Genomic DNA, 14,886 nt, shown 5'->3' with positions numbered 1-14,886 from the left:
CGGCACCGGCAGGGAGAATGCACATGCGGGCACTGGTTTTCGACGTCGACGGAACCATGGCGGATACCGAGGCGGTTCATCGCGAGGCGTTCAATGCGGCGTTTGCCGAAGCCGGCCTCGACTGGCATTGGGACGAGGCGCTGTACGCCCGCCTGCTCAAGGTGGCGGGCGGCAAGGAGCGCATCCGGCATTACTGGCGCTGCGTCGAGCCCGAGGAGGCCGCGGGGGGCAAAAGCCGGGACGTGGTCGATGCGATTCATGCGATCAAGACCCGCCGCTACACGGAACGGGTGCGCGGCGGCGGTGTGCCGCTGCGGCCCGGCATCCGGCGCCTGATCGACGAAGGGCATGCGGCCGGCATGCCGCTGGCGATTGCCACGACCACCACGCCGGCCAATATCGACGCACTGTTGTCCGGGCCGCTCGGTGCCGGCTGGCGCGAGCGGTTCGCGGCGGTATGCGACGCATCGACGGTACTGGTCAAGAAACCAGCCCCCGACGTGTACATCGCGGTCTTGCGGCAACTCGGCTTGCCGGCGGCCGACTGTCTCGCGCTGGAAGATTCGGAAATCGGCCTGCGCGCGGCGCGCACGGCCGGCATTCCGGTCGTTGTCACGCCGACCGCCTACACCGCGGCGCAGAATTTCGACGAGGCCCTCGTGGTGCTGCCGCATCTGGGGGACCCGGGCGTGCCGGTACGGCGGACCGGCGCGGAACCGGAGTACGACTGCGTCGATCTGGAATCGCTGCGGCGCATTCACCTGCGGCAGGACGTTCGATAAATCCCCGCGCCGACGCGGGTCGGCGCTACTTCGTTCGGTATCCGGACAAACTCGCGGCGCGCGGCCCGACCGCGAGAGACGGCCCTTGCGTCGGAACGCGGCCGTGCAGGTTCCGCATCACGTGTCGGAGGAGATCGAGGCATCGGGTGACGCGTCGTCCAGGAACATGTCGTCGAACCCCGGGTTCTCGTGCGACAGACGGATGGATAGCCGGCGCATCTTGCGATAGAGCGTGTTGCGGCTGATACCGAGCGCCCGGGCGACATTGCTGACGTTCCAGCGGTGTTCGTCGAGCAGCGTGTTCAACGTTTCGCGTTCGTTCAGCTGGATCGCATTGAGCGCGGAAAGATCGAGGCCGCCGGCCGGCGCCGGCGCAAGGTCCGCGGTCGCGCGCGACATGGGCGGCAGCGCGGCGTCCGGCGCGGGTTGCGTGATTTCGACGGGCAGATCCTTGCAGCGGATCGGCTGTCCGTCGCAAAGCGCTATGGCGATCTGCAATACATGCCGCAACTGGCGAATGTTGCCCGGCCACGCATGATTCAGCAGTGCCTGCGCGGCTTCCGGCGTCAGGGCGGGGGGATCGTTGTCCGTTTCCTGGGCGAGCAGATGACGAATCAGCGCGAGCTTGTCGAGCCGGTCCTTGAGCGGCGGCAGGTTCAGCTCGATGCCCTTGAGGCGGTAATACAGATCCTCGCGGAATTCCCCTTCCTGCACGAGTTCGAGCAGGTTGCGGTGGCTCGCGCTGATGAGCTGGAAATCGACCTTGACCGTCGTTTCGGCGCCCAGCGGCGTGACCTCGCGCTCCTCGATCACGCGCAGCAGGCGCGCCTGCAGCGCGAGCGGCATGTCGCCGATTTCATCGAGAAAGAGCGTGCCGCCGTTCGCCTGAACGATCTTGCCGCGCCGTCCTTCGCGCTGCGCGCCGGTGAATGCGCCGGCACGATAGCCGAATAGCTCGCTTTCGATCAGGCTCTCGGGCAGCGATGCGCAATTGACCGGCACGAACGGGCCGCCGGCATGGGGGCTGATGCGGTGCAGGGCCTGAGCAAAAACTTCCTTGCCGGTTCCCGTCTGCCCTCTGAGCACGATCGGAATCTTGCGCTGGATGACTTGTGTCGCGAGCCGTATTTGCGCGGCCATGTGAGGGTCGCCGAACTCGAGATGCGCGATTTCGTCCGGCACGGCCTGCGGCGGCGGCTTTTCCCGCACGCCGGCGGCCGCCGCCGCGGCTCTCGGCGTGCTCCGCGTGCCGCTTTCCGCGCTGTTCTGCGGCGTCTGCGCGACGAGAAAGAAGCGGTTCGTCGCATTGGCGCTATAGACCGCGACCGGATGGAACGACCCGCGGATGCTGCGCGCGATCATGTCTTGCAGCGATGCGTTGAACGCTTCCTCGATGCGCCGGCCGCGCAATTCGTCGAGCGAGCGGAAGCCGAGCTGGAACAGGGCGCTGCGATTCGCGGCAAGTACGGTGCTGTCGTCTGCCACGGCCAGTTTGCCTCCGTGCAGCGTCCCGACGAATTCCGGGCGGCTGTGGAAGTGAATCATGTTGGTGTGCCGGTAGCGCACGTCCAGCAACCGGTTTTCGATCATCTGCCGCGACATGCCGACGAGCACCAGCGAATGCTGCTGCAGCAGCGTCGAGCGGCTCGTCACGTCGAGCACGCCGGCAATCTCGCCGCTGTCGTCGAAAATCGGCGCGGCGGAGCAGGTGAGCGACGTATAGCGCGGATAGAAGTGCTCGTGCTGACACACGGCGATGGCGTCGCGTTCGGCGAGACAGGTGCCCAGGCCGTTCGTGCCGGCCTCGCGTTCGCTCCATAGCGCGCCGACGCGAAAGCCGTCGGCGGCAACCGTTTCGGCAAACGCCGTCGACGCAACCTGGTGCAGGATCACGCCGTTGGCGTCGGCGAGCACGACCGCGAGATTGGGGTCGGCCAGTTGCTGGTACAGCGTCGCCATTTCGAGCTTCGAACACGCAATCAGATCGTGCATCGCATCGCGGCGGGAACGAAGCTCCTGGTCCGTCAGGATCGGGGGGCGGACAAATCGCGAAGGATCGAGCTTGAATTCGTTCACGCAGCGCGCCCACGACTGGGCAACGGGCACGCTTGTCGGACGTGTCGCCAATTGACGATTGACGACACTCAGAACTTCGCGAACATGCGAACTGCTGTCAGCAGGCAATGACATGGGGGGTGTCTCCGCAGCGTCAATTCGGGTGCGCCGGTTTTCCCTGCCTCGCCATGCGCGTCACGATTGCCGCTTTATTGATGCTGCCTTGAAATGCAGATTTCGCCGGGCGCGCCGATTGGAAACCCGTAGTTGCGCAAAACGATTTTCCGTACGGCGGATGTTAAACAGTCACTCAAGACTTTACGCCCGATGGCGTTCTTGTTCAAGAAAACGTCGCATTTGCTCAAATCACATACCCGATGCGTGCCGTTTCAGCGGCGGCTCGGGCGCACAGGCGGTGCAGCCGCTCGCGGCATGAGATGCGCGCGCAACCAATCGTGCCGGATGCCGGCGGGAAGCAGCGCGTCTCGCGGCCGGCGCGAAGCCGACCGATTCCGAATCGCCTCGGAGGCGCTGCGCGTTGCGCAGCGGCAGGGCGAGCCGCGCACGGCAGATGCCTATCGTGCCGAGGCAGTCTTGTCGTGACCTAGACCGCAACTGCGGTAAGCGTCGGTCTGCAGCGAGCGGAATTTTTTCGTTTGCGCTTTCGCGTGGTCGACGCGGAACTCCGAGCCGCCTTCGCCGCCCAGCGACGCGTATTTCGAGAACGTCGACTGGTCGACGAATTCGTCGTAGGGCAGCACGGCCGCCATCTTGTCGATCACGCACGAGCATTTATAGATGTTCGCGAATTCGTGCCCGTTGTCGTCCATGCAGCCCAGCACATACTCGACGCGTCCCTGCGTCGGATAACTGTAGCCGCCGGGCTGAAGCTGCGCCGTGACCGCGAGATCGTCGGCCCGGGCGAGCGGCAAGGCGAATGCGAGGCACGCGCCGACGGTCAGCATGCGAAGTGGCTTGATCATTTCACGACTCTCCAGGAAATGGGCGTAGCGCGGCGAGCGTTGGCGACAGCGGCGGCATCGGCCGTCGAGGGCCGCGAACGTTCGTACCCGTCGGCAGAAGCGAAAGCCGTACCAGCCGCGTCGCGCCGCATCTGTCACGACGGCGGGCACGGTTCGGCTGGCGCGTGCCTCGCAACAGTCACGCTTCGTATCGACGGCTGACACAGTGTGTCCCGTGTGCCGCGCCGCGGCCACGATCGCGGCTGCGGGCGGCCGCGTTCGATCCGCTTGCATCGAAACGGACGAGCAGACGGCGCAAACCACCGCAGCGCGCGCACATGCCTGCGACGGCGAACTTCGTTCCCGTTGTTCCGATCCAGGCATGGAACCTGCTTTTTCCCTGATGCGCCGCAAAGCCCGACATCGATCGGGCAAGGGCGCAGATCGTTACCCGTACCCGAGGAGGCGCGCCCGGGCAATGCGGTAGCGAGGATTTCGCGTTTTTTGAACGGCAAGATATTTCTGGAGGGGACATGAATTTGCGTACCGCGGTTCTGGGGTTCGCGCTCATCGCGCTGACCACCTTGAGCTTTACCGATGCCCGGGCTGATTCACAGCTCGACGGGCTCGTCAAAAATCCATCCAACTGGGCGACACAGGCGGGCGATTACGCGAATCACCGCTACAGCCCGCTCAAGCAGATCAACGAAGACAACGTCGGAAAACTGCAGGTCGCCTGGACCATGTCGACCGGCGTGCTGCGCGGGCACGAAGGTTCACCGCTCGTGATCGGCGACACGATGTACATACACTCGCCGTTTCCCAACAAGGTGCTCGCGATCAGCCTGAAGGATCAGACCTTCCTCTGGCAGTACCAGCCGAAGCAGGACGAATCGGTCGTGACCGTGATGTGCTGCGATACCGTCAACCGCGGGCTCGCGTATGGCGACGGCAAGATATTCCTGCAGCAGGCGGACACCAAGCTCGTCGCGCTGAACGCGAAAACCGGCGACGTTGTCTGGACCGCGCAAAACGGCAATCCGAAAGCGGGCGAAACCAACACCAACGCGCCGCATGTATTCGGCGACAAGGTCCTGACCGGCATCTCGGGCGGCGAGTTCGGCGTGCGCGGCCGGTTGATCGCGTATTCCATCAAGACCGGCAAACCGGTCTGGACCGCCTACAGCACGGGCCCGGACAAGGACATGCTGATGGACCCCGACAAGACGATGACCTATGCCGACGGCAAGATGGTGCCGGTGGGCGCGGACTCGTCGCTGAAGTCGTGGAAGGGCGATCAGTGGAAACTGGGCGGCGGCACGACCTGGGGCTGGTATGCCTGGGATCCGAAGCTGAACCTTGTCTACTACGGCACCGGTAACCCGGGAACGTGGAATCCGACGCAGCGGCCGGGCGACAACAAATGGTCGTTGTCGATCGTCGCGCGCGATCTCAATACCGGCGTCGCGAAGTGGATCTACCAGATGACGCCGCACGACGAGTGGGACTACGACGGCGTCAACGAAATGATTCTCTCGGACCTGACGATCGACGGCAAGAAGGTGCCGGCCCTGGTCCACTTCGATCGCAACGGTTTCGGCTACACCCTGAACCGGGCGACCGGTCAGTTGCTGGTCGCGCAGAAGTTCGATCCGGCCGTGAACTGGGCCGATCGCGTCGACATGAAGAGCGGCAAGCCGATTCGCAACGCGGCCTATTCGACGCAGGCAGCGGGTTCCGATCACAACGTGAAGGGCATCTGTCCGTCGGCGCTCGGCACCAAGGACCAGCAGCCGGCGGCGTTCGATCCGAACTCGAGTCTGTTCCTCGTGCCGACCAACCACGTTTGCATGGACTACGAACCGTTCGACGTCGACTACGTGTCGGGGCAGCCTTACGTGGGCGCCACGCTGTCGATGTATCCGGGCCCGGGCAAGGACAAGGCGATGGGTAATTTCATCGCGTGGGACGCGTCGAAGGGCAAGATCGTCTGGTCGAAACCGGAACGGTTCTCGGTATGGTCGGGCGCGCTCGCCACCGCCGGCGGCATCGCGTTCTACGGCACCCTCGAAGGCTACCTCAAGGCCGTTCGCATCAAGGACGGCAAGGAACTGTGGCGCTTCAAGACCCCGTCGGGAATCATCGGCAACGTGTTTACCTACGAATATCAGGGCCGGCAGTTCGTCGGCGTCTATTCGGGCATCGGCGGCTGGGCCGGCATCGGCATGGCAGCGGGGCTCGAGAAGTCGAACGAAGGTCTCGGCGCGGTGGGCGGTTATCGCGAACTCGCCAAGTACACGGCCCTGGGCGGCACGCTCTTCGTGTTCGCCGTTCCCGGCGGGAACGGCTGACGGGGCGAAGCGGGTTGCAACGCGCGGCCGGCTGCCGCCGACGAGGATCGGGCAGCCGGCCACCCATGAATCGCAAGCATCGTCTGACCCGCGCAGTTGTTTGCGATGTGCCGATGGGCGCATCGCGGCGCGGCTTTATCCCGAGGAGACATCTGCATTATGAAAGGTCGAGCAATCCTGATGCGGGCCCTGCTGCCTGCCTTTTTCGTCACGCTGCCCGCTGCGCATGCAGAGACCGGTTCCGCAGCCGCCTACAAGGTGGTCGACGGCAGCAAGGTCGACGCCAATACGCTCCAGGGATGGAAGACCTGGCGCGCGCTCGCCTGCGAGCGTTGCCACGGCGCGAAGCAGGAGGGAATGGTCGGCCCGTCGCTGATCGACGCGCTCAAGACGCTGGACAAGACGGAGTTTCATCGCACGGTGTTCGGCGGCCGGGTGGACAAGGGCATGCCCGATTTCAGTTCGAGCGCGATGATGCAGAAGAACTGGGAATACCTGTACGCCTATCTGAAGGGGCGTTCCGACGGCAAGATCAACCCGGGAGATCTGAAGGCCATCGACGCGAAATAGTGCCAGCGGTTTTACATCGGGAGGGCTTGAAAGTGCGTCATGACAATCGAACGAACGTATACGTCATGCTTGTCGCCGCCGTGCTGTGCGGCGCCGCGGCAGGCGGCACGGTACGTGCTCAAGGCGCCCCGCGTGCCGACGATGGCGCGGACGGCGTGCTTCGGGTTTGCGCGGACCCGAACAACATGCCTTTGTCGAACAATAAAGGCGAAGGCTACGAGAACCGCATCGCGAGCCAGATGGCGAGCGATTTCGGCTACAAGCTCGAATACACGTATTTTCCGCAACGCATCGGTTTCGTGCGCCACACGTTGCGGGAGAAAACGCCCGATACCGATCGCTACAAATGCGACCTGATCATCGGCGTGCCGGCCGGCTACGACATGACTTCGACGACGCGGCCCTACCTGCATTCCACGTACGCGATGGTATTGGCGAAGCGGCCCGAGCTGGCCGGTATCGCCGCGCCGGACGATTTGCTCAAGTTGCCGCCGGAGCAACTGCACAAGCTGCGCATCGGCGTCTTCACGCAGACCCCGGCGGTCGACTGGCTGCTCGGTCATGGCCTGATCGACCAGGCCGTCTCGTATCAGGTGCAAAGCGGCGACCCGCAGAAATATCCCGGTCAGATGATCGAGGACGATCTGCGCGCGGGCAATGTCGACGTCGTGTTCGTGTGGGGGCCGATCGCAGGCTATTTCGCCAAGCGCTCCGGCGACGGCGTGAAGCTTGTGCAGTTCCCGGTGACGCCCGGCATCCGCTTCGACTATACGATCTCGATGGGGGTGCGTTACGGCGAGAAATCGTGGAAGGACAAGATCGATCAATGGATCGGTGCGAACCAGGACAAGATCGACGCCATCCTGGCAAGCTATGACGTGCCGCTTCTGAAGCCCGTCGACGCATCCAGGTCGATGGTTGCGGCGCCATGAGCCACGCGCGGAGTCGATCCTGGCGCATCGGGGGGCTCGTGCTCGCGGCATGCGTCGCGTGTGCGACGGGAGGGATGCCTGTCGCGGCGCGCGCGGAGGCCGCCGCGCAGATTTCTCCGGCCGAGCGGCTGATCTTCATGGCGGATCATCTGCACGGCATGGGGCGGGACACCGAACTCGACTACGTGCTGTCCGACTCGGATGCCGCGGCCGCCGGTACCGACGCGATCGCGGTTCGGGTCGTCAGCCCGGGGAACGCCAATGGCGATGCCCGCGTGTTCGATCACGGCAAGGCGGTGCCGCTGCCGAACGCCGGCCTGCCGTGCAATCCCGCGATCATCTATTTTCTCGAGCAGGACATCGCGGAAATGGAACGCCTGACCGGCGGCAAGCGCCGCTATTTTCAGCAGCGCTTGCGCCTCGCGCTGGCGGCCGGGCCGAAGATCGAAACGGTGACGACCCGGATCGGGGGCAAGGTGCTGACCGCCCGGCAGATCGTCGTGCAGCCGTATCTGGCGGATCCGAACGCGGCGCGTTTCGCCCGCTATACCGGCAAGCGCTACACGTTTCTGATGGCCGACAGCGTACCGGGGCAGGTGGCCATGATTCGCACCGATGTGCCCGGCCCGAACGACGGGATTGCGCATCCGCAGCAAACGCGCACGCTGGTTTTTCGCGCGATGCGGCACACGCCGACGCCGCCGCACGACGGGACGAAGGCGTCTGCGCAGTTGTCCGACGCGTCCCGGGCCGGACGCTAGCGAGGGGCCGCGTCACGTGAGTTTCATTCGCACGCTCACCCTGCGCCAGTTGAAGACGTTCGTCGTGGCGAGTCGCTACGAGAGTTTTGCGCGTGCGGCCGAGGAGTTGCATCTGACCTTGCCGGCGGTGTCGATGCAGATTCGCCAGCTCGAGGATGCGGTCGGCCTGCGTCTGTTCGAACGCATCGCGCGCAAACTCTCGTTGACCGAGGCCGGCGAAAAGCTGAGCCATCACGCGAGCCGGATTCTCGGCGAGATCAAGGATGCCGAGGATGCGATGACGTCGCTGAAGCAGGCCGATACCGGCTCGATCGCGGTGGGCATCGTCAGTTCGGCCACCTATTTCGCACCGAAGCTGCTGGCGAGGTATTCGCACCTTTATCCCAGGGTCGACGTGCACTTTTCCGTGGGCAATCGCGACGCGCTGCTGCGCATGCTGCAGGACAATGCGATCGACCTGGCCATCATGGGGCGGCCGCCGCCGGAGCTCGATACGACGACCGAACCGCTCGCGCGGCATCCGCAGGTCGTGATCGCACCCCGGAGCCACCGATTCTGCGGCGCACGGCGTTTCGACCTGCAGGAGCTGCGGCACGACACGTTTCTGTTGCGTGAACCCGGTTCGGGAACCCGCATGGCGGCCGAGGAGATGTTCAAGCACCATCTTTTCACGCCGGCGAAAATCGTCACGCTCGGCAGCAACGAAACGATCAAGCAGGCGGTGATGGCCGGCATGGGCGTCAGCCTGATCTCGCTTCATACGCTGCTGCTCGAATTGCGCACCGACGAAATCGCGTTGCTCGACGTCAACGGCATGCCGGTCGAGCGTACGTGGCAGATCGTCCATATGCGGGCCAAACGGCTGTCGCCGACCTGCACGGTATTTCGGCAGTTTCTGCTCGAGCACGCCGCCGCCTATCTGGAGCACGAGTACGCCGCCTATTTGCATCGGCTGCCGGACGATACGGGCCGACATGAACGGCCGGGATAGGCGCGGGTGTGCGTTCACTGCCGTGAATGCCGCGCCGCCGCACCGGTTTGCATCGAGCCGGCGCGTGTTCATCCGCCACAGGAGACCAGGAGAGCGCATCGATGGGTATCGGCGAACAACTGCAGGACTGGCGTCTGCGGGCCCTGCAGATCGAAGAGGAAATCTCGCATGCCGTGATCGGCCAGTTTCACGCCATCCGGCTCATCAACGTGGCGTTGTTTGCCCGCGGTCATGTCCTTCTCGAGGGCGGCGTCGGCGTGGGCAAGACGACCGTGCTGCGCGCGTTCGCACGCGTCGTCGGCGGGGAGTTCGAGCGCGTCGAGGGAACGGTCGATCTGATGCCGGGCGATCTCGTCTATCACACGTACGTGGACGCCGAAGGCCGGCCGAGGATCGATCCCGGGCCGCTGCTCCGGCACGGCGAGCGGTTGGCCACCTTCTTTTTCAACGAAATCAATCGCGCTCGCCCGCAGGTCCAGTCGCTCCTGTTGCGCGCGATGGCGGAGCGTTCGGTCCGGGCGTTCGATCGCGAATATCGCTTCCCGCACATGACGGTGTTTGCCGACCGGAACAAGGTCGAGAAGGAGGAGACCTTCGAATTGGCGTCGGCCGCGCGCGACCGCTTCCTGTTCGAGCTGGGCCTGTCGACGCCGGACGAGCCCGAGGTGCGGCGTGCGCTGGTATTCGACGCGTCGTTTCACGACGTCGATTGCCTGCTCGAGCGGCTTTCGCCTGCAATCGTGCCCTGGGAGCAATTGAATCGGGCCGGTGCGGCCATTCAGGCGAGCGTGCAGGCCAGCGAAACGATCGAGCGTTACGTGCTGGACATCTGGCAGGCAACGGAGAATCCTCGGCGTTTCGGCATCGCGCTCGATGGCGTCGACATGCAGCGGCTCGTTCTGGCGGGCGCGAGCCCGCGAGGTATGAGCGCGCTGCTGAGGGCCGCTCGGGTGACGGCATGGCTCGCGGAGCGTACGCATCTGATTCCGGAGGATATTCATGCGGTGCTGATGCCCGCGCTCGGGCATCGCGTGTTTTTCACGCCGATCTACGAACTGCGCCGCCAGGAACTTGCCGAGGCCCTGATGGCGCAAATCGTGAGCCGGCTCGCCGTGCCCTGAATCATGAACGGCACATCGGAATTTCACTATCGGCTGCCGATGCGTTCCGGGGGATTTCGTCCTGGCGCGCATCGCGGATCGCGTTTCGGAACCGGTCATGAATTTGCGATGCACGGCCGCCTGCTCGACTATCCGGACCCGCGCCGTCTGGATTTGCGTGCGAGCCTGCGTGCCGCAAGCCAGGACTGGCTGGTGCAGGTTCACCTGCAACGCGCCGCGGCGCAGGTGCAGGCGGTGGTCGACGTCTCCGCGTCGATGCGCTTCGGCGCCGGCCGAACCAAATTGCAGGTTGCGGCGGATTTTGTCGACGCGCTGGGGCATAGCGCGTTCCGTGCGGGCGATTCGCTGGGCATGCTGGCCTTCGACGCCGGCCCGCGCGACGATCTTTTCATGCCGGCCCGGTACGGCCGGGGCGTCGGCAACGCACTCGCGACGATGTTGCGCGAAAGCACGAGCATCGCGACGGGAAACGACCCCGCGACGGCGCTGCGGCACGTCGTTTCAGCGTTGGCCGGACGGCAGGCGCTGGTCTTTCTCGTTTCCGACTTCCATTGGCCGCTCGAGACGTTGCCCGCCGTGCTCGACGGGCTGACCCATGCCTGCGTGGTTCCGATCGTCGTCTGGGATGCCGCGGAGATCTCGCCGCCCGAAACCGGCCGGCTCCTTGACGTCAGCGATGCCGAGTTCGCCGGCCGGCGCACGCTGTGGCTGCGCCGCAGCGTGCGCGAGCGTTGGCGCGAGGCCGTCGTGCGACGGCGCGCGGAACTCGGGACGATGCTTGCCGCGTGCGGAATCCGGCCGTTTTACGTTGAGAACGCGTTCGATCCGGAAGCGATGTCGCGGTACTTTCTGGAGGTGACCGAATGACACCGGACGGACGCGCGATCGGCCCGGGAAAGCGGGGGCATCGTCACGCGTGCGCCGCGACGATGCTGGCCGCCTCGCTGGCACTGGCGTTGCCGATGGCCGTTGCTGCCGCCGCTGCCGAGCGCGCCGTCATTCCGGCGATGGTCCGGCAGCCGCGTGCATTCGGTCATGTACTCGGCGACGTGCTCACGCAACGCATTCTGCTGCGTGCGGGAGACGACGATGCCGACCGGGTGGCGCCGCCTGCCGTCGGCCGAACCGGAACCTGGCTCGAGCGCCGTCGCGTTCGATTCGAAACCGACACGCAGGGGCGCCGGTGGATGGCGATCGACTACCAGATCGTCAACGCCGCGCCGGTGCCGACCACGATTGCATTGCCGGCGCTGACGTTGGCGTCGCCGTCCGGTGCGACGCTGCGGATCGCCGAATGGCCGGTCAGCGTCAGTCCGATAACGCCCGACGACACATTCAATGCCGGCGACCTGCAACCGATGCGGCCGGACCGGCAGGCGCCTCTCCCGCCGACCGGGCCGATCCGGCGGCAGGCGGGTTTCGCGCTCGGTCTGTGGCTGCTGACCTTGCTGTCGTGGGCAGGCTGGTGGATGTGGCGCAACAGGCGCGAGTCGGTGCGGCTGCCGTTCGCACGTGCGTGGCGGCAGATGCGGCGGCTCGATCCGTCGCACGTCGATACGTCCCCGCTGGCGTGGCGCTGCCTGCATCGCGCACTGGACGAAACGGCGGGGCAGGTCGTTCATGCGGACTCGCTGCCGGGCCTGTTTGCGCGGGCGCCGTATCTGCGGCCGCTGCGCGTACCACTCGAACATTTCTATCGGCAATCGGCCGAGCGGTTCTTCGCGCTCGCGCCTGCCGAGGCCGCCTATCCATTACAGGCGTTATGCCGGGAACTGTATCGCGCGGAGCGGCGCTATCGAAGATGAACATCGCGTTCGACTTTACCGCCCCCTGGCGGCTCGCATTACTGCCGCTGGCCGTGTTGCCGCTGCTGCCGCGACGTGGCGACAGGCTGGCGTTCCCGTGGCTCGCGTGGCTGCCGGACGATCGCGTCGGGCGCTGGGTCGCGGTCATCGGGCAAGGCTGCGCCGTGCTGGCGATACTCGGGATCATCGTCGGGCTGGCCGGCCCGGGGCACGCGTCCCGCCAGGTGTTGCGCACGGGTAGCGGGGCACAGGTTCTGATCCTGATGGATCGCAGCGCGAGCATGGACGAGCCGATGAACAGCAAAGGCGTGCAGGTATCGGCGGGCGATTCCAAGAACAAGGTCGCGCGGGCCGCGTTGACGGGATTCGTGACACGGCGTCCTCATGACCGGTTCGCGTTCATGATGTTCGGCTCGAGCCCGGTGCTCGCGATGCCGTTCACTTACGATCGCGATGCGATCGTCGCGGCGATCGCGGGCACGGCAGTGGGGCGCGGCATGCCGGATACCGAGCTGGGCCGCGGGCTGACTGCCGCGATCGACGCGTTCGACGGGCGCGTATCGTCGGGCCGACGGGCGATCATCCTCGTTTCCGACGGCGGTGCGCGACTCGACGCGCGGGCAATGCAGCTCGTCGCGGACGGGCTGAAGCGCAACCGGATTGCCCTTTATTTCATCTATTTGCGCAGCGGCATCTACAGCCCCGATCTGAATGCGCCGACGGCGGCGACGGAAATATCGGCCGAGTCGGCGCTACATCGCTACTTCCTGTCGCTGCAAACGCCTTATCGGCTCTTCCAGGCCGGCAGCGCGAAGGCGATGACGGATGCCGTGACCGAGATAGATCGTCAGCAGGACGTCGTCACGTCATTTGTCGAACAGGTGCCCCGGCGCGATGTCAGCGCGTATTGCTTCGCGCTCGCGCTATCCGGTTGCGTGCTGTTGCTGGTTCTGCGCTTGCTTCAGGTGAGGGCCTGGTCATGACGCGTACCGCGATTCACATCGTCTTCGCGACGGTGGCGTTGTGTTGTGCCGGCACGGCAGCGTATGACTGGGGACGTCTGCGGCAGATCGAGCGCATCGATCGGATGGTGGCGGAGGCGGGCAGGCAGGGTGCGGCAGACACTTCGCACGATAGGCGTGACGACGGGGGCGTCCGGCAAGTCACGCTCGCACGCGCGATCGCGTTGTCGAAGGCCGGCGCCTACGACAGCGCGAGGCTACGCTACGAGTCGCTGATCCGCGACGCGCGCGATGACGAAACAGGGCGCGCGGCACGCTTCGATCTCGGCAACATGTATCTGCGCAGGGGAATGACCGACACACTGTCCGGAACGGCGCGGTCCGCCGACATGATCGACGAAGCCAAGGCGCACTACAGGGTGCTGCTGCGCGAGACCCCGGACGATTGGGATGCGCGCTACAACCTCGAACGGGCATTGCGGCTCGCACCCGAAACGCGCTCCGCGCCGGCCGCACCGGACGTCAAGTCGCAACGCAACGTGACGGTGCGGGACCCGCAGAGCAAGGACTTGCCGTGAGCTTCGGCACGCAGACGCGTTCTTTCTTCGGAAGCCGCCACTGGGCGACGGCAGCGGCGGTTCCGCTGCTCGTCGCGGCGGCCGCGATGCCGCGCGTGACCTTGCCGCGCGATACGTTCAGCTATGTCGTCACCTTCGATATCACCCAAAGCATGGACGTCGAGGATGCCGTCCTGGACGGCGCGCCCGTGAGCCGTCTCGCGTTCGCGCGAACGACGATGCGCGATGTGCTGGGGCGATTGCCGTGCGGCGCGAAGGTCGGCTGGAGCGTGTTTACCGGCCAGCGGACCTTGCTGCTGCTGCCGCCCGTCGACGTCTGCGAAAACTACGATGCGTTGCTGTCGTCGCTCGACAGGATCGACGGGCGCATGCGCTGGACCAACTGGAGTCGTATTGCGGAAGGGGGCATCTATTCGGCGGTTCGTGTGGCACATGACGTCGGTCGTGGCGCCGCCGTCGTGTTTTTCACCGACGGCCAGGAGGCGCCGCCGCTCCTGTCGACCGATGTGACGAAGCGGGATATCAATCGCGTCCATGTCGGGGGCTGGCTAATCGGCGTGGGGGGCGATCAGGCCGCGCCCATTCCGCGTACCGATGCCGACGGTAATCGACACGGATACTGGCAGGCGGAGGACGTGATTCAGGTTCCGGCGCAGCAGGGTTCCGCGACACCGGCGGAAAGCCACGAGGAGCGCTCCGCGTTGCAGGGGCGCTACCTCGCATCGGTGGCGGAACAGATCGGCTTCGGGTATCGCCGCTTGTCGAGCGCGGCGTCTTTGCGGGATGCCATGCTCGACGAGCGGTTCGCCCATCGGGAGCCGACGCCGACCGACTTGCGGTGGGCGCCCGCGCTATGTGCGTTGCTGCTGCTCGTGTGGCGGTTTCTGCCGGCGTTCGGCGTGGTGAGGTGCCGTACAGGCGCGCGAAATCTGTTGACGTCCATTTATCGTTTGCTGACTTGATCTGTGGATTTTTATCGGGCTTTGTTATTTTACATAATGCGTATGATCACATTT

Annotated in this window: 14 protein-coding genes; 12 read left to right on the top strand and 2 right to left on the bottom strand. The window is 65.3% G+C overall.

Going from position 1 to position 14,886, the window contains the following annotated elements:
- Positions 1-23: 23 nt before the first annotated feature.
- Positions 24-782 carry an HAD family hydrolase gene (locus BME24068_RS08225; protein ID WP_174925733.1) on the top strand — a complete coding sequence of 253 codons (759 nt, stop codon included), beginning with the start codon at positions 24-26 and terminating at the stop codon, positions 780-782.
- A gap of 117 nt (positions 783-899) precedes the next feature.
- Here BME24068_RS08225 and BME24068_RS08220 read toward each other — a convergent pair whose 3' ends face one another.
- Together BME24068_RS08220 and BME24068_RS08215 are read right to left on the bottom strand one after the other, a co-directional pair.
- Complete coding sequence (locus BME24068_RS08220; RefSeq protein WP_174925732.1) at positions 900-2,972, bottom strand: sigma-54-dependent Fis family transcriptional regulator; 2,073 nt, start codon at positions 2,970-2,972, stop codon at positions 900-902.
- A 440-nt stretch (positions 2,973-3,412) separates the two neighbouring features.
- Positions 3,413-3,820 (bottom strand): hypothetical protein, encoded by a 408-nt coding sequence (locus tag BME24068_RS08215; protein WP_174925731.1) that lies wholly within the window; start codon positions 3,818-3,820, stop codon positions 3,413-3,415.
- A 512-nt stretch (positions 3,821-4,332) separates the two neighbouring features.
- Here BME24068_RS08215 and BME24068_RS08210 point away from each other — a divergent pair.
- The 11 genes from BME24068_RS08210 (at position 4,333) to BME24068_RS08160 (ending at position 14,832) form a co-directional block, all read left to right on the top strand.
- Positions 4,333-6,150, top strand: coding sequence for a methanol/ethanol family PQQ-dependent dehydrogenase (locus BME24068_RS08210; protein ID WP_096506941.1), 1,818 nt, complete (start codon positions 4,333-4,335; stop codon positions 6,148-6,150).
- Positions 6,151-6,309: 159 nt separating this feature from the next.
- Complete coding sequence (locus BME24068_RS08205; RefSeq protein ID WP_096506940.1) at positions 6,310-6,720, top strand: c-type cytochrome; 411 nt, start codon at positions 6,310-6,312, stop codon at positions 6,718-6,720.
- A 65-nt stretch (positions 6,721-6,785) separates the two neighbouring features.
- A complete protein-coding gene (locus tag BME24068_RS08200) occupies positions 6,786-7,652 on the top strand; it encodes a substrate-binding domain-containing protein (RefSeq protein ID WP_096506939.1) in 867 nt (288 codons plus the stop codon).
- A complete protein-coding gene (locus BME24068_RS08195) occupies positions 7,649-8,413 on the top strand; it encodes a hypothetical protein (RefSeq protein ID WP_420887560.1) in 765 nt (254 codons plus the stop codon). Before BME24068_RS08200 ends, BME24068_RS08195 begins: the two co-directional genes overlap by 4 nt.
- Before the next feature lie 16 nt (positions 8,414-8,429).
- Positions 8,430-9,404: a LysR family transcriptional regulator gene (locus BME24068_RS08190; RefSeq protein ID WP_096506937.1), complete on the top strand. Its 975-nt coding sequence runs from the start codon at positions 8,430-8,432 to the stop codon at positions 9,402-9,404.
- Between the two features lie 101 nt (positions 9,405-9,505).
- A complete protein-coding gene (locus tag BME24068_RS08185; protein WP_096506936.1) occupies positions 9,506-10,525 on the top strand; it encodes an AAA family ATPase in 1,020 nt (339 codons plus the stop codon).
- Between the two features lie 3 nt (positions 10,526-10,528).
- Positions 10,529-11,392 carry a DUF58 domain-containing protein gene (locus tag BME24068_RS08180; protein WP_174925730.1) on the top strand — a complete coding sequence of 288 codons (864 nt, stop codon included), beginning with the start codon at positions 10,529-10,531 and terminating at the stop codon, positions 11,390-11,392.
- Positions 11,389-12,330, top strand: coding sequence for a calcium incorporation protein MxaA (locus tag BME24068_RS08175; RefSeq protein ID WP_174925729.1), 942 nt, complete (start codon positions 11,389-11,391; stop codon positions 12,328-12,330). Before BME24068_RS08180 ends, BME24068_RS08175 begins: the two co-directional genes overlap by 4 nt.
- The gene (locus tag BME24068_RS08170; RefSeq protein WP_174925728.1) at positions 12,327-13,313 is read left to right on the top strand and encodes a vWA domain-containing protein; all 987 of its coding nucleotides are present in this window, start codon (positions 12,327-12,329) and stop codon (positions 13,311-13,313) included. The genes BME24068_RS08175 and BME24068_RS08170 overlap by 4 nt, the downstream gene beginning before the upstream one ends.
- A complete protein-coding gene (locus BME24068_RS08165; protein ID WP_174925727.1) occupies positions 13,310-13,870 on the top strand; it encodes a tetratricopeptide repeat protein in 561 nt (186 codons plus the stop codon). The genes BME24068_RS08170 and BME24068_RS08165 overlap by 4 nt, the downstream gene beginning before the upstream one ends.
- Positions 13,867-14,832, top strand: a complete 966-nt coding sequence (locus tag BME24068_RS08160; protein WP_420887559.1) for a vWA domain-containing protein — start codon at positions 13,867-13,869, stop codon at positions 14,830-14,832. The genes BME24068_RS08165 and BME24068_RS08160 overlap by 4 nt, the downstream gene beginning before the upstream one ends.
- Positions 14,833-14,886 lie beyond the last annotated feature (54 nt).

The organism is Burkholderia anthina, from assembly GCF_902498995.1.
GTDB classification, from domain to species: domain Bacteria; phylum Pseudomonadota; class Gammaproteobacteria; order Burkholderiales; family Burkholderiaceae; genus Burkholderia; species Burkholderia anthina.
Note: the sequence above shows the minus strand (reverse complement) of the source record. Positions and strands in the feature narration are given on the sequence as shown.